General features: G+C 68.5%; 18 protein-coding genes. 4 read left to right on the forward strand and 14 right to left on the reverse strand.

All coding sequences use genetic code 11. The features are described 5' to 3' along the window. Positions 1-333: 333 nt before the first annotated feature. From K3F48_RS08750 to K3F48_RS08780, 7 genes are all read right to left on the reverse strand, one after another. The gene (locus K3F48_RS08750; protein ID WP_222575046.1) at positions 334-2514 is read right to left on the reverse strand and encodes a TonB-dependent receptor; all 2181 of its coding nucleotides are present in this window, start codon (positions 2512-2514) and stop codon (positions 334-336) included. 743 nt (positions 2515-3257) lie between these two features. Then, positions 3258-3848 (reverse strand): DUF3501 family protein, encoded by a 591-nt coding sequence (locus tag K3F48_RS08755; protein ID WP_222575047.1) that lies wholly within the window; start codon positions 3846-3848, stop codon positions 3258-3260. Positions 3849-3971: 123 nt separating this feature from the next. Further along, on the reverse strand, positions 3972-5312 hold the full coding sequence (locus K3F48_RS08760) for a heterodisulfide reductase-related iron-sulfur binding cluster (RefSeq protein WP_222575048.1): 1341 nt from the start codon (positions 5310-5312) through the stop codon (positions 3972-3974). A 288-nt stretch (positions 5313-5600) separates the two neighbouring features. Continuing rightward, positions 5601-6020 carry a rubrerythrin family protein gene (locus K3F48_RS08765; protein ID WP_222575049.1) on the reverse strand — a complete coding sequence of 140 codons (420 nt, stop codon included), beginning with the start codon at positions 6018-6020 and terminating at the stop codon, positions 5601-5603. A 145-nt stretch (positions 6021-6165) separates the two neighbouring features. Continuing rightward, positions 6166-7671, reverse strand: a complete 1506-nt coding sequence (locus K3F48_RS08770) for a YcjX family protein (RefSeq protein ID WP_222575050.1) — start codon at positions 7669-7671, stop codon at positions 6166-6168. A 206-nt stretch (positions 7672-7877) separates the two neighbouring features. Then, positions 7878-8072: a hypothetical protein gene (locus K3F48_RS08775; RefSeq protein ID WP_222575051.1), complete on the reverse strand. Its 195-nt coding sequence runs from the start codon at positions 8070-8072 to the stop codon at positions 7878-7880. Between the two features lie 169 nt (positions 8073-8241). After that, on the reverse strand, positions 8242-9915 hold the full coding sequence (locus tag K3F48_RS08780) for an autotransporter outer membrane beta-barrel domain-containing protein (RefSeq protein ID WP_222575052.1): 1674 nt from the start codon (positions 9913-9915) through the stop codon (positions 8242-8244). Between the two features lie 134 nt (positions 9916-10049). Here K3F48_RS08780 and K3F48_RS08785 point away from each other — a divergent pair, with 134 nt between their 5' ends. Continuing rightward, the gene (locus tag K3F48_RS08785; protein ID WP_255608751.1) at positions 10050-12029 is read left to right on the forward strand and encodes a tetratricopeptide repeat protein; all 1980 of its coding nucleotides are present in this window, start codon (positions 10050-10052) and stop codon (positions 12027-12029) included. A 10-nt stretch (positions 12030-12039) separates the two neighbouring features. Here K3F48_RS08785 and K3F48_RS08790 read toward each other — a convergent pair whose 3' ends face one another. Then, positions 12040-13512 (reverse strand): caspase family protein, encoded by a 1473-nt coding sequence (locus K3F48_RS08790; RefSeq protein ID WP_222575054.1) that lies wholly within the window; start codon positions 13510-13512, stop codon positions 12040-12042. Between the two features lie 281 nt (positions 13513-13793). Here K3F48_RS08790 and K3F48_RS08795 point away from each other — a divergent pair, with 281 nt between their 5' ends. Further along, positions 13794-14858: a TraB/GumN family protein gene (locus tag K3F48_RS08795; RefSeq protein ID WP_222575055.1), complete on the forward strand. Its 1065-nt coding sequence runs from the start codon at positions 13794-13796 to the stop codon at positions 14856-14858. Between the two features lie 46 nt (positions 14859-14904). On the opposite strand, the gene K3F48_RS08800 is transcribed toward K3F48_RS08795, so the two are convergent. From K3F48_RS08800 to K3F48_RS08820, 5 genes are all read right to left on the reverse strand, one after another. After that, positions 14905-15912 carry an efflux RND transporter periplasmic adaptor subunit gene (locus K3F48_RS08800; RefSeq protein WP_222575056.1) on the reverse strand — a complete coding sequence of 336 codons (1008 nt, stop codon included), beginning with the start codon at positions 15910-15912 and terminating at the stop codon, positions 14905-14907. Further along, positions 15909-17627: an AsmA-like C-terminal region-containing protein gene (locus K3F48_RS08805; protein WP_222575057.1), complete on the reverse strand. Its 1719-nt coding sequence runs from the start codon at positions 17625-17627 to the stop codon at positions 15909-15911. Before K3F48_RS08805 ends, K3F48_RS08800 begins: the two co-directional genes overlap by 4 nt. 104 nt (positions 17628-17731) lie before the next feature. Continuing rightward, positions 17732-18067 (reverse strand): hypothetical protein, encoded by a 336-nt coding sequence (locus K3F48_RS24840; RefSeq protein ID WP_370631385.1) that lies wholly within the window; start codon positions 18065-18067, stop codon positions 17732-17734. Positions 18068-18300: 233 nt separating this feature from the next. After that, positions 18301-18780: a J domain-containing protein gene (locus K3F48_RS08815; RefSeq protein WP_222575058.1), complete on the reverse strand. Its 480-nt coding sequence runs from the start codon at positions 18778-18780 to the stop codon at positions 18301-18303. 115 nt (positions 18781-18895) lie between these two features. After that, on the reverse strand, positions 18896-19375 hold the full coding sequence (locus tag K3F48_RS08820) for a GNAT family N-acetyltransferase (RefSeq protein ID WP_222575059.1): 480 nt from the start codon (positions 19373-19375) through the stop codon (positions 18896-18898). Positions 19376-19439: 64 nt separating this feature from the next. On the opposite strand from K3F48_RS08820, the gene K3F48_RS08825 reads away from it, so the two are divergent. Beyond that, positions 19440-20342 carry a polysaccharide deacetylase gene (locus K3F48_RS08825; protein WP_255608754.1) on the forward strand — a complete coding sequence of 301 codons (903 nt, stop codon included), beginning with the start codon at positions 19440-19442 and terminating at the stop codon, positions 20340-20342. Between the two features lie 50 nt (positions 20343-20392). Here the strand turns inward: K3F48_RS08825 and queC are convergent, their stop codons facing one another. Beyond that, positions 20393-21127, reverse strand: coding sequence for a 7-cyano-7-deazaguanine synthase QueC (gene queC / locus K3F48_RS08830; protein ID WP_222575061.1), 735 nt, complete (start codon positions 21125-21127; stop codon positions 20393-20395). Between the two features lie 177 nt (positions 21128-21304). On the opposite strand from queC, the gene K3F48_RS08835 reads away from it, so the two are divergent. Then, entirely contained in the window at positions 21305-23989 is a 2685-nt protein-coding gene (locus tag K3F48_RS08835; RefSeq protein WP_222575062.1) for a sensor histidine kinase KdpD, read from the forward strand. Positions 23990-24007 lie beyond the last annotated feature (18 nt).

The raw sequence follows: 24007 nt of genomic DNA on the forward strand, positions 1-24007 counted from the left end.
CCGTCGCGTCGGGTTGGATCGGGTGAACGAGGGCAATCGGCTGAAGGATAAAAATCCCTAACCCTCGTCCTGAGGAGCCGCCGCAGGCGGCGTCTCGAAGGACGGCAGCGCGAAAAAGGGTTCTCCTCATTGCCGTCCTTCGAGACGCCCGCTTCGCGGGCTCAGGACGAGGGCGGTGGGGCTGTAGTCCTTCACCCGATTGCCCCGCGTTTTACCCTCCCCTCGAGGGGGAGGGTCGGCCGGCGAAGCCGCCGCAGATTCTTTGCCGTCGTCCGCCATCTGCCGCCGATGCTGTTCAATCAGCGGAATATTTGATGCGGGCCTCGCCATCGGTCAAAAGACGAAATCGACGAACAGCCGCGCATTGGCGCCGGGAAGCGGAACCTCGTCCTTCTTATAGGATACGCTGTTGCGAATATCGGCGTTCAGAAGATTGTCGCCGACGACGCCGGCGCGGATTTCCCGTGCGAACGCGCCTTTGGGCAGCTCGGCGCGATAGCTGATCTCGGCCCTCAGCAGATCATAATCTTTCGTGCGCGTCTCGGCGATCGGCGCGACATGGTTCTGCGCGAAGGCGTGCAGCACATTGATCCGCGCGAGCCAATTGGAATCGCGCCAGAAGGCGCCGCCGCCCAATCGCACCGGCGGAATGCGCGGAACATTGGCCCCGTCCGCGAATGTCGCGCGCACCACATCGAGCCGATTGTCGACGCCGATCACGCCGCCCGCGAGCGGCGCGATCTCCCATTGGCTCTGGAACTCGCCGCCGAGAAAATCCGCGTCGCGCTGCGAATAGATCGCCTGATCGAGGCCGCCGCCTTCGCCGGACGGCGTGCAGCTGCCGATATCGCCCTCGCAGCTCTCGCCGGTGAGGCGGCGATAGATGAAGCCGTGGAAATGCGTGTAGAAAAACGTCGCCTCGAAACGGAGAGGACCCTGCGCGCGGCGCAGCCCCGCCTCGACCGTCTCCGCCGATTCGAGCGAGAGGCGCGGATTGCCGATGTCGAATGTTCCGGTTGCCTCATGGACGCCGTGCGAGAACAATTCCGGCCCGCGCGGCGCGCGCTCCACATGGCTCGCGGTGAGGCTCGCCGTCAGGCCGAGGGGAAGGTCCTGCAGCACGCCGAACGACAGGCTCTTCGGCGCGAAATTGCGCCGATAGCCGAAAGAGAGCGCGGGATCGACGAAGAGGTCGGGCGTCTGGCCGATCGTCTCCACCTGCTCGATGCGGCCGGCGAGCTGCAGGCGCGTCTGCGCGGACAGCGACAGCTCGTTGAACGAATAGAAGGCGATGCTGCGCTGGTCGATCGGATCGAACAGCGAGCCTTCGGCGCCCGGCGCGATGAGCCGCTGATGCGATCCCTGCACGCCGACGGCGTTGACAAGGGAGCCGAAGCCGAGCTCGAAAGGCCTGAGCTGAACCTCGATGCGCCCCTCCTGCTCCTTATTGGCGAAGGTCTGCTGTATGCCGTCGAAGCCGCCTTCATCGGCGAGCTCGTGATGCTTGTAGTCGGTGACGCCGCCATAGAGCCGGATCGTCTCGATGAAGGAGGAGAGCGGCCGATATTCGCCCCGGCCCGTCACCTTGGTCTGGCGCATGTTTATGCGCGTGCGCGTCTCGGAGGCTTCGATCCCGGGAATGCGATAGACGCTCTCGAATCGCGTCACCGCGACGCCGAAGAAGCCGCGATCGAAAAAATAGGAGCCGCCCGCCGACCAGCCGCCCGAGCGCAGCCAGGAATTGGGCTGGCGCCCGCCGACGATCGGCGCGCCGTCCTCGGGCGGCGACAGATAAGGATAGGCGGGAATGGCGTAATTGCTCGTGCGCCGGCCATGCGCATCGGCGTGAAAGGCGAAATCGCCCTGCCCCACATCGACGAGCGCCGCCTGCTCGAGGCCGGCGTCGACAGTCGAGACGGCGCTGCGCGTCTCGACCCGCATGCAGGGCGCGAGCGGCGAGACCTCGCCCTCGCGGCAGGGAAGCGCGAGGGGAATGCGGTCATTGCCGGCGTCGACGACGCCGCCGATCGCCTGCGAGCCCCAGCGCAGAGTGGCGGGGCCGCGCACCACCTCCACACGGCCGATTGCGAGCGGATCGAGCGGAACGCCATGGTCCTCGCCGAGCTCGGACACGCCGCCGGCTCCGATCCCGTTCTCCTGCACGCGCACGCGATAATTATCGAGGCCGCGCAGGATCGGCCGATTGGCGCCCGGCGCGAAGCTGGAGCCGGAGATCCCCGGCTGCGACATCAGCACATCGCCGAGCGTGGCGCCGGGAGAGCGGCGGATATCGTCGGTCGAGAGCCGCGTCGTCGTCGCGAATTGATCGGTGACGATGGAAAGGACGCCGGGCGCGGCCTCCTTGCGCGCCGGCGCGCGCCGCCCGATCGGATTGGCGGCGGCGATCTCGATGTCGGGAAGAGCCTCTTGGGCGAGCGCGCGGTCCGCCCCCAGCGGCGCGGCCGCGATCGTGCAGCAGCTCAGCAGAACGCCGCGAAATGTCCGTCTCGTCATCGAGCCCCCCGGATCAACTGATGTTATAACATAACATTTTATGCGCCGGCTGGCCGCGGCTTGTCAACGCAACCTCGAGCGGGCCGGCGTGGCCCGCGCGCGCCTGCATCCCCGCCGCCGTTCCCGGCGCGGGAGATGGGAGGTCCGGAACGCCGCGGCGCCGTTTCGGCCGCGGAAAGAGGAAGGTTGGTCGGAGCCGGGACGTTCCGGACCACGGCCGCCTTTTCTGTTCGCCGCCTGCGGGCTCAGGGTCCTTGCTCCCTTTCGGGTAATCGGTCCCCGTGCGAGCCTCGCATATTCGGCCCGGCTCTCGCCTCGCTGTCGCGAGGCCCTCCGCACGAAGGAGGAGCCGGAACCGGCGGCGTGGCGTCGCGAGGTTTCGAGAGAGGGTCGCCTCCCGTCCCCGCGAACCGCGCCCCGCCGACGCCGCCCGACCCTTCGGGCCGCGTCCCATGCGGCGGAAGCAGGGGAGAGAACAGGAATAAAATCCGATATTGTCAAGTAGCGCGCGCCCTTCTCCCACTTGTGGGAGAAGGTGGCCCGGCGAAGCCGGGTCGGATGAGGGTCCTTCGGAGCAGCGCGAGACGCTGGCGGCCCCTCATCAGCGCGCGTTCTGAGGCGCCCTCAACCGACCTCGCTTCGCGAGGCCACCTTCTCCCGCCCTGCGGGAGAAGGAGTCGCGCGTCACGAATCGGAGAGTAGCCGACCGTCGCGGCGCTCGAAGCAACGAGCCGCGCGCTCCGTCAATCGAAATCCTGCGCCAATTCCGCGCGCACCGCTTCCGGCATCACGGCGATATGGCCGTAGTTTTGATGCGTGAAGCCGATCAGCGCGCGCGCGCCCGGCGCGCGGAAGGCGGCGACCTGCGCGTCGGTGAAGGGGAAATGCACGAATTGCACGGCGCTCGCCTTGCCTTCGGCGCTGGTGCGGTCCTGATCGGTCTCGGCGGCGCCGGCGATGCGCTCGCCGTTCAGCTCGATAAAGGCGGTCGCCTCGATCGCGCCGAGCGTCGCCAGCACGCGCTTCCTGCGCAGCGGATCGTCGATCTCGATCATGAAGGTCGCGACCAATTCGCGGCCCTTGGGGATCAGCGGATCATAGGCGGCGATCTCGCTCGGCGCCTGCTCGAGCCCGCCCTTCTCGATATGGATCATCTCCTGAATCTGCAGCCAGATCGTCTCGAAGTTTTCGAAGTGGAAGGTGACGAACGGCCCGACTTCGACGCGGCGGTTGCGCTTCCTCGCGGCGATGCGCTTGCGGCTCTCCACGCGAACCTTCGCATAGTCTTCGGGCGGCAGGAGATCGGCGACGATGATGTCGTGCTTTGGCGCCATGTCGATCGCTCCCGTTCTTCGTTGGTCGGCCGGCGTCATTGCGACCAAGCGACAAAGGCGCCGCCCCACGACTCTGGATTGCTTCGCTTCGCTCGCAATGACGGCCGGCGACGCGGCGCGAGCTTACACGAGCCCATAGGCGCGGGCGAGCAGCTCGATCGGATGCGTCAGCAGCTCCGGCTTTTGCTCCTCGCCGCCGAGCCGCTCCATCCCTTGCGCGATATGCGGGCCCGACAGCGGGCATTCGGAGACGAGATAGCGCTTGCCCGAGCCCGCCGCCTGGCGCGCCACCGGCTTACCGACCTTCAGCGCCGTCTCGAAATTCTGCGTCTTGTAGCCCCAGGCGCCGCCATGACCCGAGCAGCGCTCGATCACCTGCACATCCGCCTGTGGAACGAGGCGCAGCAACTCGGCGCCCTTCTGGCCGATGTTCTGCGCGCGCGAATGGCAGGAGACATGGAAGGCGACGCCGCCGTCGATCGGCGCGAGGCCGTCCGCCAGCCCCTCCTTGCGGGCAATGCCGACGACATATTCGCTGAGATCGAACGTCGATTGCGCGAGCTTCTTCACCTTGGCGTCGTCGGTCACGATCAAAGGCCATTCGAATTTCAGCATCAAGGCGCAGGACGGGACCAGCGCGATCACGTCATAGCCCTTGTCGATCCAGGGCTCGAGAGCGGCGGCGACTTTTTTCGCCGCGGCGGCGACCTCGCCGATCAGCCCTTGCTCGAGCAACGGCATGCCGCAACAATGCGGATGCGCGATGTCCGTCTCGACGCCGTTCTTCGCCAGCACCGCGCGCGCGGCGAGGCCGACGGACGGATCATTATATTCGCCGAAGCAGGTGGCGTAGATCACCGCCTTGCGGCCGAAGCCGGGCGCCGCGCGATTCGGCTCGGCCGGCTTCTCCTTCGCAGCCGCCTCCAGCGTCTTGCTCGAATATTTCGGCAGCGCCGCTTCATGGTGGAGACCGGCGACCTTCTCCAGCACATTGCGCGCGGAAGACTGCGCGCGATCGGTCGCCCAATTGGCGAGCGGCGCAAGCCTCGTCGCCACGGCGCCGTTGCGGTCCGTCTGCGCCAATTCGCGATCGGCGCGCGCGACGCCGTTCTTCCTCGCCTCGACGGCACGATAGCGCAGCATCAGATGCGGGAAGTCGAGATCGAACTCGTGCGGCGGCACATAGGGGCACTTCGTCAGGAAGCACATGTCGCAGAGCGTGCAGGCGTCGACGATTTGCTTGAAATCCTTGCTGGCGACGGTCTCCAGCTCGCCCTTGGGCGACTCGTCGACGAGATCGAACAGGCGCGGGAAGGAATCGCACAGATTGAAGCAGCGCCGGCAGCCATGACAGATGTCGAGCACGCGGCGCATTTCCGCGTCGAGCTTCTCCTCGTCGGTGAAGTCCGGATTTTCCCAATCCAGCGGACGCCTGAAGGGCGCCTCAAGCCCGCCTTCCCTCATGTCGCTTCCACCCTCGTCGGATTGACCTGGCCGCATCATCGAGCGATCCAGGGGCCGCCCCGCAGGGCGATGGGCCGAAGGAACATATCCCTGTCCCCCTCGTCCGGAGGAGCCCGCGAAGCGGGCGTCTCGAAGGACGGCCACGGGCGAGATCCCGGTGAGTCCGTCCCATGGCCGTCCTTCGAGACGCCGCCTGCGGCGGCTCCTCAGGACGAGGGTCGGGGAATTCATCCTTCACGGCAGAGCCGGTTCCGGCGGCCAGTTGCGGCCGCCGGAGACGTTTTCGTCTTACTTCAGCTCGTCGAGCGCCTTCTGGAAGCGGCCGGCGTGGCTGCGCTCGGCCTTGGCCAGCGTCTCGAACCAATCGGCGATCTCTTCAAAACCCTCCTCGCGGGCGGAGCGCGCGAAGCCCGGATACATATCCGTATATTCGTGCGTCTCGCCGGCGACGGCGGCCTTCAGATTGTCCTCGGTCTTGCCGATCGGCAGGCCGGTGGCCGGATCGCCGACGACCTCGAGGAACTCGAGGTGGCCATGCGCATGGCCGGTCTCGCCTTCCGCCGTGGAGCGGAACACGGTCGCAACGTCATTGTGGCCTTCGACATCCGCCTTTTGGGCGAAATACAGATAGCGACGATTCGCCTGGCTCTCGCCGGCGAAAGCGTCCTTCAGATTCTGCTCGGTCTTGCTGCCCTTGAGCGTAGCCATGACTCAATCTCCCTGGATGAATCGCATCTGGGGGCGATCGACGCCGGCGCCGCGGGGGCCGGCCGCAGCGCCCTTGTTTAGAATAATTCGAAATTTTAGATTGCCAAGCGAGAATTGGAATGATTTGAAACAAGGATGCGCGTCGTCACCCGAGGCGGTCGCCGAACAAAAATTCCATCGCCCGGTCGAGCCTTATGTGCGGCAGTGGCAGCGGTTCCATGTCGCGGCCGAGCGCGGCGACCGGCGGGCGGAATTTCAGGAAGCGGAAATCGGCGTCGTCCTCCGGCAGAGCGAGCGCGTCGCCGCGGAACACATGGCGCGGATCGGCAGGCAGCTCGCCGGGAAAGATCGCGCCTTCCGCGATCCCGTCGAATATGTCGTCGCCGATGCGCTCGCCCTCGATCGGCGTGCCGACGATGGCGGCGAGCGCTTCGCCGTCGTGCTTCACAATGGCTTCGCGCGTCGCGCGCACGGCGGCGAGCGCGATGACGTCGATGGTCGCGCCGACGCCCTCGGCCCGCTCGATGGCGCGCGAGGTGAGATGGCGCAGCACGCCCTCGAGCCGGTCGTGGCTGGTGTGGTGCAGATGATCGGCCTTGGTGGCGGCGAACAGGATGCGGTCGATCTTCGGGCGGAAGATGGTCGAGAGCAGATTGGAGCGGCCGGTGCGGAAGGCGGTCAGCACATCGGCGAGAGCGGTCTCGAGATCGCGCACGGCGGCGGGCCCCGAGTTCAGCGCCGCGAGCGCGTCGACCAGCACGATCTGCCGGTCGAGCCGGGCGAAATGATCGCGGAAGAAGGGCCGCACGACATGCGTCTTATAGGCCTCGTAGCGCCGCTCCATCATCGCCGCGAGGCTGCCCGCGGGCGGAACGCTCTCCTCCTGCACGGGCAGAGGCGCGAAGGTCAGAGCCGGCGAACCCTCGAGATCGCCGGGCATCAGGAAGCGCCCGGGCGGCAGGGTGGAGAGGGCGTAGCGGTCGGTCTTGGCGGCGCGGAGATAATTGGTGAACAGCGCGGCGAGGCGGCGCGCCGCGTCCTCGCTCGCGCTCGCCAGCGGATCGGTCAGCGCCGTGGCGCCGCGCCAATCGGCGGCGATGGCGGCGCGGGCGGCGGCGGAGGCGGCCTCCAGCGTCTCGCGCGACCATTGCGCGTAAGTCTTGCCGAGCAGCGGCAGATCGAGCAGCCATTCGCCGGGATAATCGACGATGTCGATGTCGAGCCGCGCCGGGCCCTGCCGAAAGCTCGACATCAGGCCGGCGGCCTTGCGGTCGTATTGCAGCGTCACGCGCAGCTCGGAGATGCGCCGCGTCGACTGCGGCCAATGGCGGTCGACGCCGGTGAGCGCCGAGAGATGCTCCTCATAGGCGAAGCGGGGAACGGCGTCGTCCGGCTGCGGATCGAGATGGGCGGAAACGAGACGGTTCTCGGCCGCGACGCGAAACACCGGCAGCAGCGATTTGCGCCCGGGGCCGGCCGTCCTGGCGGCGACGGCGCGGGTGAGCTGATGCACGAGCGCGGTGATGAACACCGTCTTGCCCGAGCGCGACAGGCCGGTGACGCCGAGCCGCAGCCGCGCGCCCGAAAGATAATCCTTCAGGCTGGAGGCGGCGACGCTGGTCTCGAAGAGGAGGTCGGAGAGCTGCGACACGGGCGGAATCGGCTGCGAGAAGCGGGGAGCCTGATGTAGCCTGCGGCCGCGGTTTTGGGTAGGGCGGCGAGAGCTGGGACTCGACACCGAATTTCGACCCCGAGGCCGGGCGGAAGCTCGGTCGGTCGCGCGCTGGTTCGATGCCGGTCGGCGCGGCTTCGCCATGGGAATCCAGCACCCGACGACCCTGACAACGGCGGCGTTTTCTATTGACGCGGCGGAAGCTTCAACGCGGCTTCGAGCGCGATCAACGTCGGCACGATCGCAGATTTTTCGCGCTCGAATTCATCGACGAGGAGCGCGCCGCCGGCCGTCTCCAGGGCCTGGATGACCTCGAGACGGCGCTCCAGCGCCTCGATGAGATTTGCAGCGACAGCGCGCTCCAGCTCGATTCGGATCATCGTGTCTCCGCGGGCGGGAGGAGAGATCGCGACGAGTATTACCGGCAGCGGCGGTCATTGGGAACGGCAAAATGCGGCTCGGCTCGAGGCGTTCGCCGGCGGCGGCGAAGAGCGACCTCGGCCCCGGCGCTTCCCTCGCCGTCGGCAGGGCCGCGCTCCGCCGATACAATCACCAGCTGAAGCGCACGCCGGCCTTGCCGCCGCCGCCGATGAGGCCGGAGCCGCCACGAACCTCGCCCTGCACGTAAGAGGCGATGCCGTCGCCATGATCGAAATTCAAGGCGATGATTCCGCGGCCGCGCGGCTTGCCTTCGTTGGATTGGGCGAGAAAATTGCCGCCGTTGAACGCCAGCACGCTCACGAAGCCGCCGGCGATGAGCACATCGTCATAGGCGAGGCCGGTGACGGTGAAGGTCGTCGGCATGGAGCCGACGAGAAAATTCGTCCCGACGCGCCCGCCGCCCTGCACGCGCACCTGCTCGCCGTCGGCGAGGCCGAGAAGCTTCGCGGAATTGTCGTAGAGCGTGGTCGTATATTGCGCCCCCACCGTCGGCTCGAGCCACAGATTCGTCGTGAGCGGCAAGCGATAGTTCAAATTCGCGGCGAGGCTGACATTCTTGACATTGGTGGATTGCGACGCCGAGTAGGGAACGATGCGCGCCGCCGCGCCATAGTAGATATTGCCCTCGCCGTCGATATAGTTGGGCGCGAAGGCGATGTTGTCGGTGAAGCTGGCGTTCAGATGGAAGATATCCGCCTTGGCGAGAAAATCCGCCGAGAAGGGACCGTCGAAATAGGTCGCATAGACGCCCGCCGATCCGCCGTTGAAGCGCGCCCGCAGGCGGCTCGAGCCATTGTCGACCAGCGCGAGATTCGAGGAGACGGTCGCCGTCGACAGCGCGAGGTCGGAATGGGCTGCGCCGAGCAGCACGCCGGCGATGAGGCCGTCGTTCGGCTCGAGGACGCCGCGCGACGTCAGATCGAATCCCATCTGAAAGCCATAGCTCGTCGTCTCGCTCTTGGCGCTGACGCGAATGGGAATCTGGGTCATGCCGACATTGAGTCCCGGCAGCACATAGGCGTCGCCGCCGCCGGTACGGCGTTCGAAATCCCCATAGCCTTCGATCCAGGAGCCGAAGCGAGCGTCGGGCGAGAGCGGGATCGGCGTTCCGTACAGCATCCAGCGCGACGCCGCTGCGCCTCCTGCGCCAATGGGCTCGATCGACGTTCCGGCGGGCGTGGGCGCATATCTGCGCCCGCCTTCGAGGCCGGCGGGGCGGCTCGCGAGGCGCGGGCCGAGGCGGCCCTCGTCACGCGCGGCGACACGCTTGCCTTTCTCGGCGCGCGCGGGCTTCGCCTGCGCGGTTTTCGTCTTGGCCTGCTCGACCGGGCGCTGCTGGGCCTCGCGCCGCTGCGGCTCGTTGGGGCGGCACTCGCCGCCGACGCGGGAAAATCCGGCGGCGCAGGACGCCGCCTCCTGTTCGCGCCGCTCCCGGAGCTTGCCGAGCGCGCTGTTGTTGCCGCTCTGCGTCGTCGACTGTGAGAGCGAGCTCAGCGCCTGGCTGGCGAGGGCGGCGCCCGAAAAGCCGGACGCGTCATAGCATTGGCCGTTGATGAGCGGAGCCGTGCTCGGGCAGAGGACGTTGTGGGTGCGCGCGGCGAAAGCTTCGAGCTCGGGATTATTGCCTCCGCCCAGGGCTCCGACGGAGCCGTCGCCGGCCCCGCCTCCGACGAAGTCGCCTCCGCCTCCAAATTCCTGGGCTCGCGCCGTTACGACCGCGAGCGAGCTTGCCAAGGCGGCGGACGCCACGAGAATGTGAATCAGCGTCATCCGTTTCGTCATCTCAGGTCGTCCTTGACAAGTTGTTGAGGCCTATAACAATTCTACTGCTGGCAAAATTCCGATCCTGGTCAGACTAGCTTATTCGCCGTCCATGCGTAGGACTCCTTAAGGTAAAAATGGTAAAGAAGTCACTAATGTTGCAAATCTGCCACAGAATCCTCGGCGCGCTGGCGCTTTCATGTGCGCTGGTCGCGCAAGCGCGAGCGGACGACCTCGATCTGTGCATCGACTCCGCCGCGAATCCGGACGCCTCGATTCCCGCCTGCACGCGGCTGCTCGACAAGGGCGGCTCGGTCGAGGAGGCATCGGAGCTCTACAACCAGCGCGGCGTCGCAAAAGAGGGCAAGGGCGATCTCGATGGGGCGTCGCGAGACTTCACCGCGGCGCTCGACCGCAATCCCAATCTGACCGTCGCGCTCAAGAACCGCGGCTTCGTGCGCAAGAAGCTCGGCGAAGCCGATCTCGCCGTCGCCGATTTCAGCCGCGCGCTGCGCCTGGCGCAGAACGGGCCGCTGGCCGCCGATCTCTACAATCTCAGAGGCGCGACGCTCATCGACAAGGACGAATACGACGCCGCCATCGCCGACTTCAACCGGTCGATCATGGTCGATCGCAAATATGTGAAGGCCTATGTCAACCGCGGCCAAGCCTATTACTTCAAGCGCGACTTCGACAAGGCGATCGCCGATTTCGACCAGGCCGTGCGGCTGCTGCCCGACGACCCGTTCGGCTACTCGAACCGCGCCATGGCGCGAATGGAGAAGGCCGATTTCAAGGGCGCGATCGCCGATTACGACCGCGCCATCCGGCTCGACCCCAGGAATCCGACCTGGCATAGCCGTCGCGGCGAGGCCTGGCGGCTGCAGGGCGACCTCGACCGCTCGCTCGCCGATCACGACCGCGCGCTCTCCCTGAAGCCGAACGAAGAAGCCTATAACAATCGCGCCCTGACCTTGAAGGACATGGGCAAGCTCTCGGACGCTCAGAACGATTGCAGCGAGGCCATATTGCTCAATCCGAGCTATGATCTCGCTTATGCCAACCGCGGCCTCGTCCGCCGCCTCGCCGGCGATCTGCGCGGCGCCCTGCGCGATCTCGACAAGGCGATCGGCCTCGCGCAGCGTTCGACGGCCGCGCTGACCTATCGCGGCGACGCCTATCGCGAGCTCGGCGACATCGGGCGGGCGCTCCAGGACTATGACGAGGCGATCCGCATCCTCCCCGACTATATCGCCGCCCATGCCGGTAGAGGCCTCGCTCTCGAGAAGAAGGGCGACCGCGCCGGGGCCAAGGCGGCGTTTCAGAGGGCGGCGAGCCTCTCCTCCGACGCCGACGCGGGAGTCGCCAAGCCGGCCCAGAAGATCGCGAAGGAGCGGCTCGCGGCGATCAGGGTCGAGGAAGGCGAGGCCGATCCCGGCGTTCGCGTCGCTCTCGTCGTCGGCAATTCGGCCTATCGCGCCGTTCCCGCCCTGCCCAATCCCCAGAAGGACGCCGACGCCGTGGCCAAGGCGCTGGAAGGGCTCGGCTTCAAGACGGTGATCAAGGTCTACAATGCGAGCAACGTCGATTTTCTCGCCGCCCTGAAGACTTTCGAGGAGAAGGCGGCGCAGGCCGACTGGGGCGTGATCTTCTATGCCGGCCACGGCTTCCAGATCGCGGGCGGCAATTATCTCATTCCGGTCGACGCGCAGCTGCGCACCGATCAGGACGTGCAGAAGGAGGCCGTCCCGCTGGAGCGCGTGCTGCAGGCCGCCAATAAGGCGAAGAAGCTGCGTCTCGTTCTGCTCGACGCCTGCCGCGACAATCCCTTCGAGCCGAAGATGAAGCGCGTGATCACGACGCATGTGGTGACGCAGGGGCTCTCCAGCATCGAGCCGCGCGGCGGCACGCTCGTCGCTTATGCGACCCGCGATGGACACACCGCCGAGGATGGCGACGGCGACCACAGCCCCTTCACCCAGGCCCTGCTCGACAACATGGCCAAGCATGGCGTGGAGATCAACATGCTGTTTCGCCAGGTCCGCGATCAGGTGCTGAAGCTGACGCAGGGCCGCCAGGACCCGTTCACCTATGGTTCGCTGACCAGCGAGCGCTTCTACTTCGTCGCCAGATGAGCCGCGCGGCTCAATCGAGGCCGTATTCCCGGTAATCGCTCTCGATCGTCGGATTGATGCTCCTGGCCTTCGCCATGTCCTCGTCGGCCTTGTCGGCCTGTCCGAGCCTGAGGCGCGAGAGGCCGCGACCATAGAGCGAGGAGGCGTGTCGGGCGTTGTGTTTCAGCGCCTCATTGTAATCCTCGATCGCGCCGTTGAGATCGCCTTGCTTGAAGCGAACGAGCCCGCGGCTGTCGAGCGCATCGGCGAAATTCGGCCGGCGTCGCAGCGCCTCGTTGCAATCCTGCAGCGCGCGCGGGAGATCATTGACGATGGCGCGGATCCAGCATCGATTGTTCCAGGAGTCGATATTGTCGGGATTGAGCCGTGTCGACCGCTCGAAATCGGCGAGCGCGGCCGGGTAGTCGCGATGCAGCGCCAGCAATTGCCCGCGCCGGCTGATCGAGCTCTCGTCGCTCGGATTGCGCGCGATGCGCGCGTCGAGATCGGTTTTCAGCTCCAGTTCCGACGGTAAATACGCCTTCACTTCGAGAGGCTTGTGCTCGGCGATGGGGGCGGAGGGGCTCGCCGGCCCGAGCTTCGGCCGGTCGGGCGTCAGGCGCAGCTCCGAGATTTTCGGCGTCTCCGGCGTCTTGACCGGCTCGAGCGCTTTCACGGGCTCCGAGTTCTTCGCGGGTTCGGGAGTCTTCAGCGCAGCCTTGGACAGCGACTTCGGCGCTTCGGCGACGGAAGTCCGGCGATTGCCGTCGAGCCAGACGGGCGCCTCGAGGCCATTGTCGAGCAGCGGCGCGGGCTGCCCTTTCGACTGGCGCGCGATCTCGTCCCGCGCGGCGGCGAGCGCCTGCGCCACATTGCGCTCGGCGTCGCCGATCTGGCGGACGATCTCGTTCACGAACAGGCTGTTCCTGGCCGAAGGCGAAGGATCATTGGCGATGGCGCCGATGGCCGAATAGAAGCCCAGCGTTCCCGCGCTGGACGTCGGGGCGGCAAGGCCCGGCGGCACGCTGCGGAAGCGCGCATCGAATGGGTTGCGCCGCGAGGCGTCGACGAGGACGATGCGCGTCTTGACGCCGCGCGCCGCAATTTTCGCCAGCACGCCGTCGAGCGAGACGCCCTGGCTCGCAGCGTCGTCCTCGCTCCAGATATGCGCGTCGATCGGAATGAGGTAGTTCTTGCCGCCGGCCTGGACGCCGAATCCGGCGAAGAACAGCACCGCCGTGGAGCCGGCGTCGAGACGCTGCAGGAAGCGCTCGATCGCATTGTTCAGGTCCTTCTTGCCGAGGTTCTTCTCGACCTCGGTCTCGAAGCCGAGCCGCTGCAGCGTGTCGGACAGCTTGTCGGCGTCATTGGCCGGCGTCGACAGCTCCGCGTCTCCGTCCGGATAGGCGGCGTTGCCGATCAGCAGCGCCTGGCGCGGGGAGCCGGAGGGCGCCGCGCCGACGGCGGAAAACGAGGCGCACGCCGCCAAGAGCGTCGAAATCACGGCGAGAAGCCGAACGAGCCTCATGTATCACCCGCGCTGAGATGCCAATGTTCGGACGACGAGCGGATGTCCGCGCGCTCGCCGCCGGATTAGCATATTTCCGTCGCGGCTCGATAGCGGTTCGTAAGCAGGCTTCGAACTCGGGTTAACGCGCCGCGTTGCAAGTCGTCGTGTTGCAAGTCGCCGTGTTGCAAGTCGTCGCGTTGCAAGTCGTCGTTGCCGGCGCCCGCCGTTTCGCCTAGAGACGGCAGGGCGATCCTCCCGCGGCCGGAGCGAACCGATTGTTGCAAGTCATTTCCGAGGCCGAGCGGCAGCGTTCCACCGCTTGTTTCGTGCGCGCAGCCGTCACGCGCGCAGCTGTCGCCGCGGCGCTCTGGGCCGCATTCGCGCCGCCGCCCGCCGCGCTCGCCGCCTGTCGCGGCCGCGACCTCTTTCCAATTCTCAAGACTCTCTCGCCGCTGGCCTTCGCCCGCATGGCGGCCGAGGTGGAGGCGACTCCCTTCGCCGAGGGACGCTTGTTCCGCCTGACCGGAGCCGGCGGCGAGAGCTCCTATCTCTTCGGCTCGCTGCATCTCGCCGATCCGCGCGCGACGAATTTCTCGCCCGCCCTGCGCGAGGCGCTGGCCAGATCCGACACGATCGTCCTCGAAATGGCGGAGACCGCCGCGGATCTCGACCGCATCGTCAAGGACGATCCCGCCCGGATGCGGGCGACGCTCGTCGCCGAAAAGGACCGCCGCGCCGAGCGACTGCTGTCCCGCGACGAGCTCGGCCGGCTCGAGGCTCTCCTGCGCAACCGGCGCGTCGGCGCTCTGCCGCTGCTCGACCTCAAGGCCCCGGCGCTGGCGCTGCTGCTCGATCTTCCGCCTTGCGCGGACGCCGCCGCCGATCGGCAGACCTCTGCCGACGCCCTGCTCGCCGAGGCCGGACGGCGCAATGGCGCGGCGGTGGTCGGGCTCGAGACGTTCTTCGAGCAGATCGACAGTCTCGACGGATTGACGCGCGCCGAGGAGCGCGACCTGCTGGCCGCGACCTTGAAGCAGGCCGATCAGGCCGAGGACGCCGTCGAGACGACGCTCCAGCGCTATAGCGAAAAAAATCTGGGGTGGCTGCTCGCCTGGATGCGCTCGGCCGATCCGCTGCCCTTCGTCGCCGGCGCGCAGGTTCCGGCGCCTTTTCTCGACCGGCTGATCACGAGGCGCAATTATCGGATGCGCGACCGCGCTCTGCCGATCGTCGCGCGCGGCGGCGCCTTCATCGCGGTCGGCGCGGCCCATCTGCCGGGGACGGAAGGATTGCTGTCCCTGTTCCGGCAGGCGGGCTACGAGATCGAGCGGATCGAGTAAGCGGCGACGGACGCGCGAGAGGCGAGCCTTAGAGGCTCGCAGCGCGTCAGCGACTCTCGCCGCGCGAAACGCGATCGCGTCCCGCATCTGCGGTCGGGGTCTCGTCGACGCGGATCGGCACGACCAGATCGCCGTCGCGCAGGAATGGGCCGGAGCGGATGACGACGAGATCGTCCGCCGTGACGCCCGAGCGGATCTCCACATCGGTCCCCGACAGCAGGCCGACCTCGACCCGGCGCGCGACGACGCGATTGTCGGCCACCACATGCACGATCGTGCCGTCCGGCTGATACATGATCGAGGAATAGGGCACGCCCGTTCCGCATCGCTCGGCGACGAGGATGACGCCGCGGGCGAAGACGCCGGCCTGCAGCGAGCGGCCGGAGTCGATCGCGATCTTGACGCGGCCGAGCTGGCTCGCGGGATCGACCGATGGCGCGATGAACTGCACTTTCGCCGGCGCCGGCGGAGCGCCGAGCGGGGTGACGACCACTTTCTGTCCGACGGAGAGCTTCTTCAAATCGTCGATCGGCGCTTCGGCGCGCAGATCCATCTCGCCATTGGCGACGATGCGGAACAGCCCGCCCTGCCGCGGCGACGCCGGCATGCCGGCCACGGCGGCGTTGCGGCTGACGACGCCGGCCACCGGGCTGCGCAGCGCGATGGTCCCGGCGCCGCCGGGCGCGCCCTCGACGGGCGCGAGCTGGGCGAGAGCCTGACCGGCCGACACGCTCTCGAGCGGCTCGACCAGAACCTGGGAGACCACATAGCCGTCCCGGGTCGGCCCGACGTCCACCTCGCGGCGGGCGCTGATCGTCCCGGTCACCTCCACCTGGTCCTTGAAGCACATTTCGCGCGCGCGCTTCACCGAGACGGACAGGGCGCCGGCCGGAGCCTCGGCCGCCTTGTCGGAGGCCTGCGCCGCGGCCGCCGCGAGCAGCGCCAGGACGGAGAGCGGGAGGCGCCGGCGCGCGATCCGAAAGACGCGAGCGGACGCGCCGCCTGCTGCGCCGCGCGTCGCGGCTCCATCCCCCTGCGTCATGACGCCTGTCATCTCCCCGTCCGTTTGCGGCCGCCGCCCGAAAAAAGCGAATCGAGCACGCCGCCGATGTCGCCGTCATCCTTGCCCAGCCCCCCGAGCGCGTCGATCGAGGCGCCGATCGCGCCGGCGAGATCGGCGTCGACCGACGGATCGCGCCATGGGCCATGGACGCGGATCGGCGTCTCGACACGCTTGCCGGCGAGCGACAGGCGCGCCTTGAAAGTGAAGTCGATCGCGCCTCTGACGAGATCGGCGCGGCCGGCGCCGGCGGCGTCGACGAGCTTCGATTCGAATTTCAGATCATTCGACGCCGCGGCTCCGTTCTTGATCGCGAAGGAGCCGCCGAATTTGCGAAAGCGCGTGAGCGAGCCGTCGTCCACCGCGCCGAGCAGCTCGGAGGCGAAGGGAATGTCGATCGCCTTGCCGAGGCCGCCGCCGTTGACCCGGCCATCGGAGAGCGAGATTTCGGCGCGGCCTTCCGCCGCCCGCAGCGCCTCGGCGAACGAGTCGCCGGCCGTCTGCAGATCGACGCGCGAGGACGCGAGGCCGTCGACGAGGCGTCCCGCGCCGGCGTCGGCCATCAAGGGGCCGATCCGGGCGGCGCTCATCGACAGGCTGAGCTGATGCAAGAGCCCTTTCTCGCCGCGCGCCGCGAGCGTGTAGCGTCCGCGCAGGCCGCCGTCATAAAAGCTCTTGGCGTCGAGCGCGACGTCGACCAGCCGATCGGCGGCCGTCGTGCGCGTCGTGACGCCGCCGAGCCGGATTTGGCCGATGCGCAGATCGTCGATCGCGATCATCGCCGCGAGCCGCAGCTGATCGAGCGCGCGCAGATCGATGCGCTCTAGATCCTGCGTCGTGACGACATGGGCGCCCTGCCGCGCCTCGGGAGAGGCGCGCAGCGACGAGCCGGCGGAGTCGTCCGTCAGGACCATTCGGCTCACGCGAACCTCGGCGGCGAGGCTCGGCTGCGACGAGAGATCGAGAGAGGCGTCCGCCGTGAAGGGCGCGTCGCCGACCGTTCCGCCGACTTGGGCGATCCGCAGGCGCGACCCGTCGACAGAGAGCGTTCCCGTCGCCTCGATGCGCTGGCCGTCCGGCCCGCGCGGCGCGACGGCGAGCTTCGCCGCTCCGTCGCTCAGCGGCCAGGAGAAGCCGATCGAAAGTTTTTGAGCCTGCGTCTCCAGAGCGAGATCGACCGCGGCCTTGCGAGCCTCGGGCGCGAGCCGGCCCGACAGATCGAGCCCGTCCGCGCGTGCGGTGAGAATATCGGCCTCGCCGTCGTCGAGCCGGACGCCGCGCGCTTCCGCCGTCAGCGCGGCGAGCCGCGGCAGCGGCCGCGACATCGCCGCCGCGACGGCGTTCAGCGGATCGGCGGCCGTCCGCGGGCGCGGAACGTCGAGGGCGACGCCGCCGAGCGCGGCGCGCCAGGCGCCCGCCTCGCCGAGAAGCGCCGAGAGGTCGCCGGAGAGCCTGGCCTCGCGAATGCTGAGCAGCGGCCGGCGCGCCGCGTCGCTGTTCGCGTCGCGCGCCGTCACCTCGCGCAGCGACAGTCCGGGCGAAAGATCGATGTCGACCGCGCCGATCGTCCAGACGAGGCCGGTCTCGGCGCCGAGCCGCTGCTCGACCTTGCGCAGCAGCCGGTCGGAGACGCCCGGCCACAGCGCGACGCCGGCCGCGGCGACGGCGGCCACAGCGATCGGCCCGGCGAGAACACGGATCAGCTTCACCGCGTCGCGACCTTTCCGTTGGCGGCCGGCCGCTCAGCGCGCCGATCCGGCCGCGCGCGGCCGAGCAGAGTCAACTCGGGCCCCGTCGAGAGCGTTCCCATGCGTCACTCGACGCGCGCTTTGTCCCGGCACCAGCTGCGCCACACCTCGTCGGTGGCGGCGGCGTCCTTGTCGAACAGGCACCAATCGGCGTCCGAGCGAATGGAACGGGTGGCGAGGCGCTTCTCGTCGCCCGCGATGACGCTGCGGCAGCCGCTGCTGAGCTGCGTCTTTTCGCGTTTGAGGCAGGCGACGATGCCGTCGACATTGGGAATTTCGGACATGCACAGACGGAACACGTCGGGCGTGCAGGCGGCGCGCTGGTCGGCGGTGCCGCGCTCGGCCGCCACGGCCGGACCGGCGAGCAGCAGCGCGCCGAGGACGAAGATTGCGACCTTCATGATTTATCCCTCTTCCACTCGGCCGGGACGCATGGGAGGCGTTCCGATACGTAACGCGAACCCTTGTCGGTCTCGAGCCGCGCGGACCGAGGAGCAAATCGGCTTTCGCCCTGAAACTATCGAACGCCGACGGCGCTGATCGTCGGCAAGCTAGCACAGCGGACGCGCCGCCCGCAAGGAAGCGGGGCCGATGCGATCGAATGCGCCGTCATCGAGCCGAGCCTCCCTCGTCTTCAGGCGGCGCCGGCGAATTGCTCGAGCAGCGCGTCGCGCGCTTCGGCGATGCGGCGATAGAGCTCGTCGCTGCCGCCGGCGTCGGGATGGGCGGTCTTGGCCTCGCGCCGGAAGGCGGCCCGGATCTCGGCCGGGTCGAGATCGCCTTCGAGCGGCAGATTCAGCGCCTTGCGATGCTCCTCATCGTCATCCTGGTCGAAATCGAAGCGCATTTGGAAGGCCCGGCGCTGGGCGCGTCCTTGGAGGCGCAGCTCGACCTGATCTTCCTTCCATCGCCGGCTCGACATCACGAAGCAGGCGCCGAAGGCGATCCGCCCCTCTTTCTCCAGCTCGTCGAGGCTGAACGGACCGACGACGCTGTAGGGGTCCGCGAGATAGGCGAGCCGGCCGGTCTCGCTCTGCTCGACGCGGCCGATCGCCACCTTGTCGAGAACTCCGAGCGAGCCGTTCCAGACGACCCATTCCTCATTGTCCGCCATGGGCGCGCTCTCATGCATAGGCGAGCGTCCGCGCGCGCCGCTTTTGTGCGAAAGCGTCCGCGACCGCCGTCCCTGCGGCGGCGCATGCATGTTCGGAGCCAGCCGGCGGGCGCCGTCACGCCGGGGCGAGCGGCTCGGCGAGGAACGGCTCGGCGAGGAACGATTTGGCGAGGAAGACGCGGCTGTGGCCGGGCGGAAAGCCCGCGATCTCGCCGCGGCGGGAAAAACCGCGCTTCTCGTAGAAGGCGACGGCGCGCGGGTCGAAGCTGTCGAGATAGACGCCGACGCAGCCGCGCGTCCGCGCCGCCGCCTCGGCCCGCGCGAGGAGGCGCGCGCCGAGGCCGAGGCTTCGGCATTGCGGCGCGACCCACAGATGCCGGATATAGAGCCAGCGCCAATGGATCACGCCATTGAGGCCGCCGAGCAGAGCGCCATTCTCTTCGTCATGGGCGAGAATGGAGAAAGGCGTCTCGTCGCGCGGGGCGAAGCGCGCCGCGATCTCGGCGCCGAGCGCCGAGGCGACGGCCGGGCTCTCACGCTCGAGATCGTGGAAGACGACGCGAACGAGCGCCGTCTCGGGAGTTTTTTCGGTCATGGTCCGACCCTGGCAAATATGCCGCCCGGCGCTGTTATTCTGTGTCCTCGCAGGGCTCGCCGCAATGGCGGCCGCCGCGGACGTCCGCGCGGCGTCCCGCCGGGTCGATGATTACCGGCCCGTCTTCCTCGCCTGTCGCGACGCCGCCGGCGCGTCGCGCCTCGCCATCCGGCGGATGCGGCTCGACGGCGGCGACGCTCTCTTGACCGTCGACGCGGAAACGCTCGCGACCGTCGTCGAGCCGGCGGCGAACTGGCGCTGCGCGGAAACGACTGACGCGGAACAGGGGGAGTCGCGCTTTTCTCGCGCCCTGCGTCTGCCGGGACGCGACGAGGGCTTCGTCGATGGGCGCAGCGTCTCGACCAACGCCGGGCTCGCTCATGGCGCGGGCGGCGGCTCCTTCCTCACCGGCGACCTCTGCCCGAGCCACAGGCCGCTGGATCGGGCCTTTCTCGAGCGTCTCGCCGCTGCGGCGCCCGGCGCGCCGATCGCCCTCTCGGTCTCGGGACGCTGGCTGCTCGGCCATGGCGAGGATTTCGACTGGCTGATGGAGAGGGCGAGGAGCGGCGCGCTGGCCATCTCCTGGGTCGATCATTCCTTCAACCATCCTTATGTTCCCGGCCTCGCCGACGCGCGCAATTATCTGCTGCGGCCGGGCGCCGACCTCGACGCCGAGATATTCGCGACCGAGCGCCTGCTGATCGAGAAGGGCGCGACGCCCTCCGTCTTCTTCCGCTTTCCCGGCCTCGTCGCCGACACGCGCCTCGTCGAGATGCTGCGCCGGCGTCATCTGATCGCCCTCGGCGCCGACGCTTGGCTGGTGCTGTCGCCCGCTCCGCGTCCGGGCTCCATTGTGCTCATCCATCCCAACGGCAATGAGCCCGCCGGCCTGCGGCTGTTCGAGCGCCTGCTCGTGGCGGGGCGGCTGCAGCGGCCGTTCCGACCGATCGAGCAGGCGCCGGAATAAGAAAATGAAACGCGCTCGACCTCCAAGTGACGCGAGCCGCTCGCGAGCCTTCAGGTCCGCGTCTCCTCCGCGCCGCCGCGAAACCTCCGCCAGCCGGCGGCGCGCAGACGGCAGGCGGGGCATTCGCCGCAGCCATAACCCCAGTCGAAGCGCTTGCCGCGCTCGCCCAGATAGCAGGTGTGGCTCTCCTCGACGATGAGCGAGACCAGCGGCTCGCCGCCCAATTCGGCGGCGAGCCGCCAGGTCGCCGCCTTGTCGATCCACATCAGCGGCGTATGGATGGCGAGCGTCCGGTCCATGCCGAGCGAGAGCGCGGTTTCGACGGCCCGGATCGTGTCGTTGCGGCAATCGGGATAGCCGGAATAATCCGTCTCGCACATGCCGCCCACGAGATCGCCGATCCCGCGGCGATAGGCGAGGGCGGCCGCGAAGGTGAGGAAGAGAATATTGCGGCCGGGAACAAAGGTGTTGGGCAGGCCCGAGGAGTCGAAGGCGATGGCGGCGTCGCGCGTGAGCGCGGTCTCGGAGATGGCCCCGAGCGCCTCGATCGAGACCGTGTGATCCTCGCCGAGCCGCTCCGCCCACAGCGGCGACAGCCGCGCCAGTCCGGCGCGCAACGCCTCGCGCTGCCCGAGCTCGATGCGATGGCGCTGGCCGTAATCGAAGCCGATGGTCTCGACGCGGGAAAAGCGCGCCAGCGCCCAGGCGAGGCAAGTGGCCGAATCCTGTCCGCCGGAGAACAGGACGAGGGCTGCGGCGGGCGCGGGTGGGTCGGCGATGGTCATGACATCCTCGTCTCTCTGCGGCCCTCGATGGGCGGCGAGCCGGCGTCCGGCCGCCTTCGTCTCGTCCCTCGTCCTCGCGCAATCGTGGCGCTTCATGCAATATGGTTTCGCTCGCAGGCGGCGCCCAGATAGAGCAGGCCGGGCGGCGGCGCGAAGCAAGGAGCGAGGGCTCGACGCATGGCGGAAATGGAGCGGCGCCCGGACCCCGACGCGCTGCTGGCTCTGGCGGAACAGGAAAAGCGCGGCAAGCTGCGCGTGTTCCTCGGCGCCGCGCCCGGCGTCGGCAAGACTTATGCGATGCTGGCGCGCGCGCAGGCGGCCAAGGCCGACGGCTGCGACATCGTCGTCGGACTCGCCGAGACGCATGGCCGCACGGAGACGCAGGCGCTGCTCGACGGGCTCGAGCGCCTGCCGCGGCGCAGCGTCGACTATCATGGCCGCAAGCTCGAGGAGTTCGACGTGGATGCGGCGCTCGCCCGCAAGCCGCAGATCATCCTCGTCGACGAGCTCGCCCACACCAATGCGCCGGACTGCCGCCATCCCAAGCGTTGGCAGGACGTCGAGGAGCTGCTCGACGCAGACATCGACGTCTGGACGACGCTCAACATCCAGCATCTCGAAGGTCTCGCCGACGTCGTCTCGCGCGTCACCGGCGTCGCGGTGCGCGAGACCGTGCCCGATCTCGTGCTGCAGAACGCCGACGACGTCATCCTCGTCGACATCACGCCGGACGAGCTGCTGCAGCGGCTCGGAGAGGGCAAGGTCTATGTTCCGCAGATGGCGGAGCGCGCGATCCGCAATTTCTTCACGCCGCGCAATCTGACCGCCCTGCGCGAATTGGCGCTGCGCCGCACGGCCGACCGCGTCGACGACCAGATGGTCGATTTTCTGCGCCAGAGCGCGATCGAGGGCCCCTGGGCCACATCCGAGCGCCTGCTCGTCTGCGTCGGCGCCGATCGTCTTTCCGAGCGCGTCGTGCGCGCCGGCGCGCGCGCGGCGACCGCGCTCAATGCGTCCTGGCTGGCGCTGCATGTGGAGCGCGCCGGCGAAGAGGAGGAGGACCCGCGCAAAGGGCGCCGCGTCGACGAGGCGCTGCGGCTCGCGGAGCGTCTCGGCGGCGAGGCGCGCCGCGTCTCGGGCTATGATATCGCCGCGGAGACGCTGCGCGTCGCGCGGCGCGAGAACATCACGCAAATCATCGTCGGCCGCTCGCGCGCCGGGCTTGTCGCACGCTTCCTGCGCAAATCGCTGACCGAGGAGCTGGTGCGGCGGTCCACCGACATCGCCGTGCAGATCATCACCGACGGCGCCGCCGCGCCCCCCGAGCCGCCGCGGCGCGGCGCGCGTCCGCATGCGCGGCTCTGGCTGGGCGTCGGAGCGGCGCTTCTCTCCTCCGCGATCGCGGCGGGCGTCGCCGCGCTGGCGGAACGATGGCTGGCGCTGCCCGATCCGTCGCTGATCTTTCTCGCCTCCGTGGTCTCCTGCGCGCTCGGCTTCGGCATCGCCTCGGCGACGGCGGCGTCGATCTTTTCCTTTCTGGCCCTCGACCTCTTCTTCATCGAGCCGCGCTTCGATATTTCGATCAGCGAGCCGCGCGAATTCCTGTCGCTGCTCGTCTTCCTCTCGATCGCGATGGTGACGGGCACGCTCGCCGGACGGGCGCGGGCGCGCTCCGAGGCGATGCGCACGCGCGCCGAGGCGGCGCAATCGCTGTTCGATCTCTCGCGCAAGCTGGCGAGCGCCGCCAATCTCGACGACGTGCTATGGGCCGCGGCCAATCATGCGCAACGGGCGCTCGAGGCGAAATGCGTCGTGCTGCTCGTGCCCGACGACGCCGATCTGCGCGTCGCCGCCGCTTGGCCGCCGGTGGACGAGCTCGATGCGGGCGAGGCGGGCGCGGCGCGCTGGGCGCGCGACAAGGCCGAGCCGGCCGGATGGCGCACCGACACTCTGCCCAAGGTGCGCTTTCAGTTCCATCCGCTGACGACGACGCGCGGAGTCGTCGCCGTCGCGGGCGTCGAGCCGCGCGATCCGGACGCGCCGCTTTCCGCAGAGACCGAGCGCATGCTGACCGCCATTCTCGAGCAGACGGCGGTGGCCGTCGACCGCTCGCTGCTCGTCGGCGAATCGGTGCGCGCCGCGGCGCTCGAGGAGAATGAGCGGCTGCGCATGACGCTGCTGTCCTCGCTCTCGCATGATCTGCGCACGCCGCTCGCCGCGATCACCGGGGCCGTCACCGGCCTGCGGCAGCTCGGCGACAAGATGACCCAGCCGCAGCGCGCCGATCTTCTGGCCTCGATCGAGGAGGAGGCGGGACGGCTCTCGCGCTTCGTCGCCAATCTGCTCGACATGTCGCGCATCGAGTCCGGCGCGGTCGCGCCGCGCCGCGAGCTCGTCGATATCGGCGATGTCGTGCGCAGCGCCGTGGCGCGGGCTCGCAAGGAGCTTCCCGACCTCACAGTGTCGGCGAGCCTCGCGCGCGATCTTCCGCCGCTTCGCGGCGACGCCCATCTCTTGGGCCAGATTCTGTTCAATCTGCTCGACAATGCGCATAAATACGGCGGCGGCTCGGCGGCGATCTATGCGCGGCGCGAGGGCGGCGAGGTGGCGCTCTCGGTGACCGACGAGGGACCAGGCGTGAAGGCGCAGGATTTAGAGCGCATTTTCGAGAAATTCTATCGCGGCGGCCGCGTCGACGGCCGCAAGGCGGGCACGGGCCTCGGCCTCTCGATCTGTCGCGGCCTGGTCGAGGCGATGGGCGGCACCATCGTCGCGCAGAGCCCGGCGGCGCGCCGGCGCGGCACGCGCATGCTGATGCGCTTTCCCGCCGTCGAGCCGCAGCGTCGCGGCGCGGCGGCGTGAGCAATGTGTGAATGTCGA

It is taken from the genome of Methylosinus sp. Sm6 (assembly GCF_019802345.1).
Taxonomy (GTDB): Bacteria; Pseudomonadota; Alphaproteobacteria; order Rhizobiales; family Beijerinckiaceae; genus Methylosinus.

Bases quoted from the DNA above. Each gene is read 5' to 3' on its own strand.
- K3F48_RS08780 (WP_222575052.1), bottom strand. From the start codon at position 9,915: ATGACGAAACGGATGACGCTGATTCACATTCTCGTGGCGTCCGCCGCC.
- K3F48_RS08815 (WP_222575058.1), bottom strand. From the start codon at position 18,780: ATGGCGGACAATGAGGAATGGGTCGTCTGGAACGGCTCGCTCGGAGTT.
- K3F48_RS08835 (WP_222575062.1), top strand. From the start codon at position 21,305: ATGGCGGAAATGGAGCGGCGCCCGGACCCCGACGCGCTGCTGGCTCTG.
- K3F48_RS08785 (WP_255608751.1), top strand. From the start codon at position 10,050: ATGTTGCAAATCTGCCACAGAATCCTCGGCGCGCTGGCGCTTTCATGT.
- K3F48_RS08800 (WP_222575056.1), bottom strand. From the start codon at position 15,912: ATGACAGGCGTCATGACGCAGGGGGATGGAGCCGCGACGCGCGGCGCA.
- K3F48_RS08750 (WP_222575046.1), bottom strand. From the start codon at position 2,514: ATGACGAGACGGACATTTCGCGGCGTTCTGCTGAGCTGCTGCACGATC.
- queC (WP_222575061.1), bottom strand. From the start codon at position 21,127: ATGACCATCGCCGACCCACCCGCGCCCGCCGCAGCCCTCGTCCTGTTC.
- K3F48_RS08820 (WP_222575059.1), bottom strand. From the start codon at position 19,375: ATGACCGAAAAAACTCCCGAGACGGCGCTCGTTCGCGTCGTCTTCCAC.
- K3F48_RS24840 (WP_370631385.1), bottom strand. From the start codon at position 18,067: ATGAAGGTCGCAATCTTCGTCCTCGGCGCGCTGCTGCTCGCCGGTCCG.
- K3F48_RS08755 (WP_222575047.1), bottom strand. From the start codon at position 3,848: ATGGCGCCAAAGCACGACATCATCGTCGCCGATCTCCTGCCGCCCGAA.
- K3F48_RS08765 (WP_222575049.1), bottom strand. From the start codon at position 6,020: ATGGCTACGCTCAAGGGCAGCAAGACCGAGCAGAATCTGAAGGACGCT.
- K3F48_RS08760 (WP_222575048.1), bottom strand. From the start codon at position 5,312: ATGAGGGAAGGCGGGCTTGAGGCGCCCTTCAGGCGTCCGCTGGATTGG.
- K3F48_RS08775 (WP_222575051.1), bottom strand. From the start codon at position 8,072: ATGATCCGAATCGAGCTGGAGCGCGCTGTCGCTGCAAATCTCATCGAG.
- K3F48_RS08825 (WP_255608754.1), top strand. From the start codon at position 19,440: ATGGCGGCCGCCGCGGACGTCCGCGCGGCGTCCCGCCGGGTCGATGAT.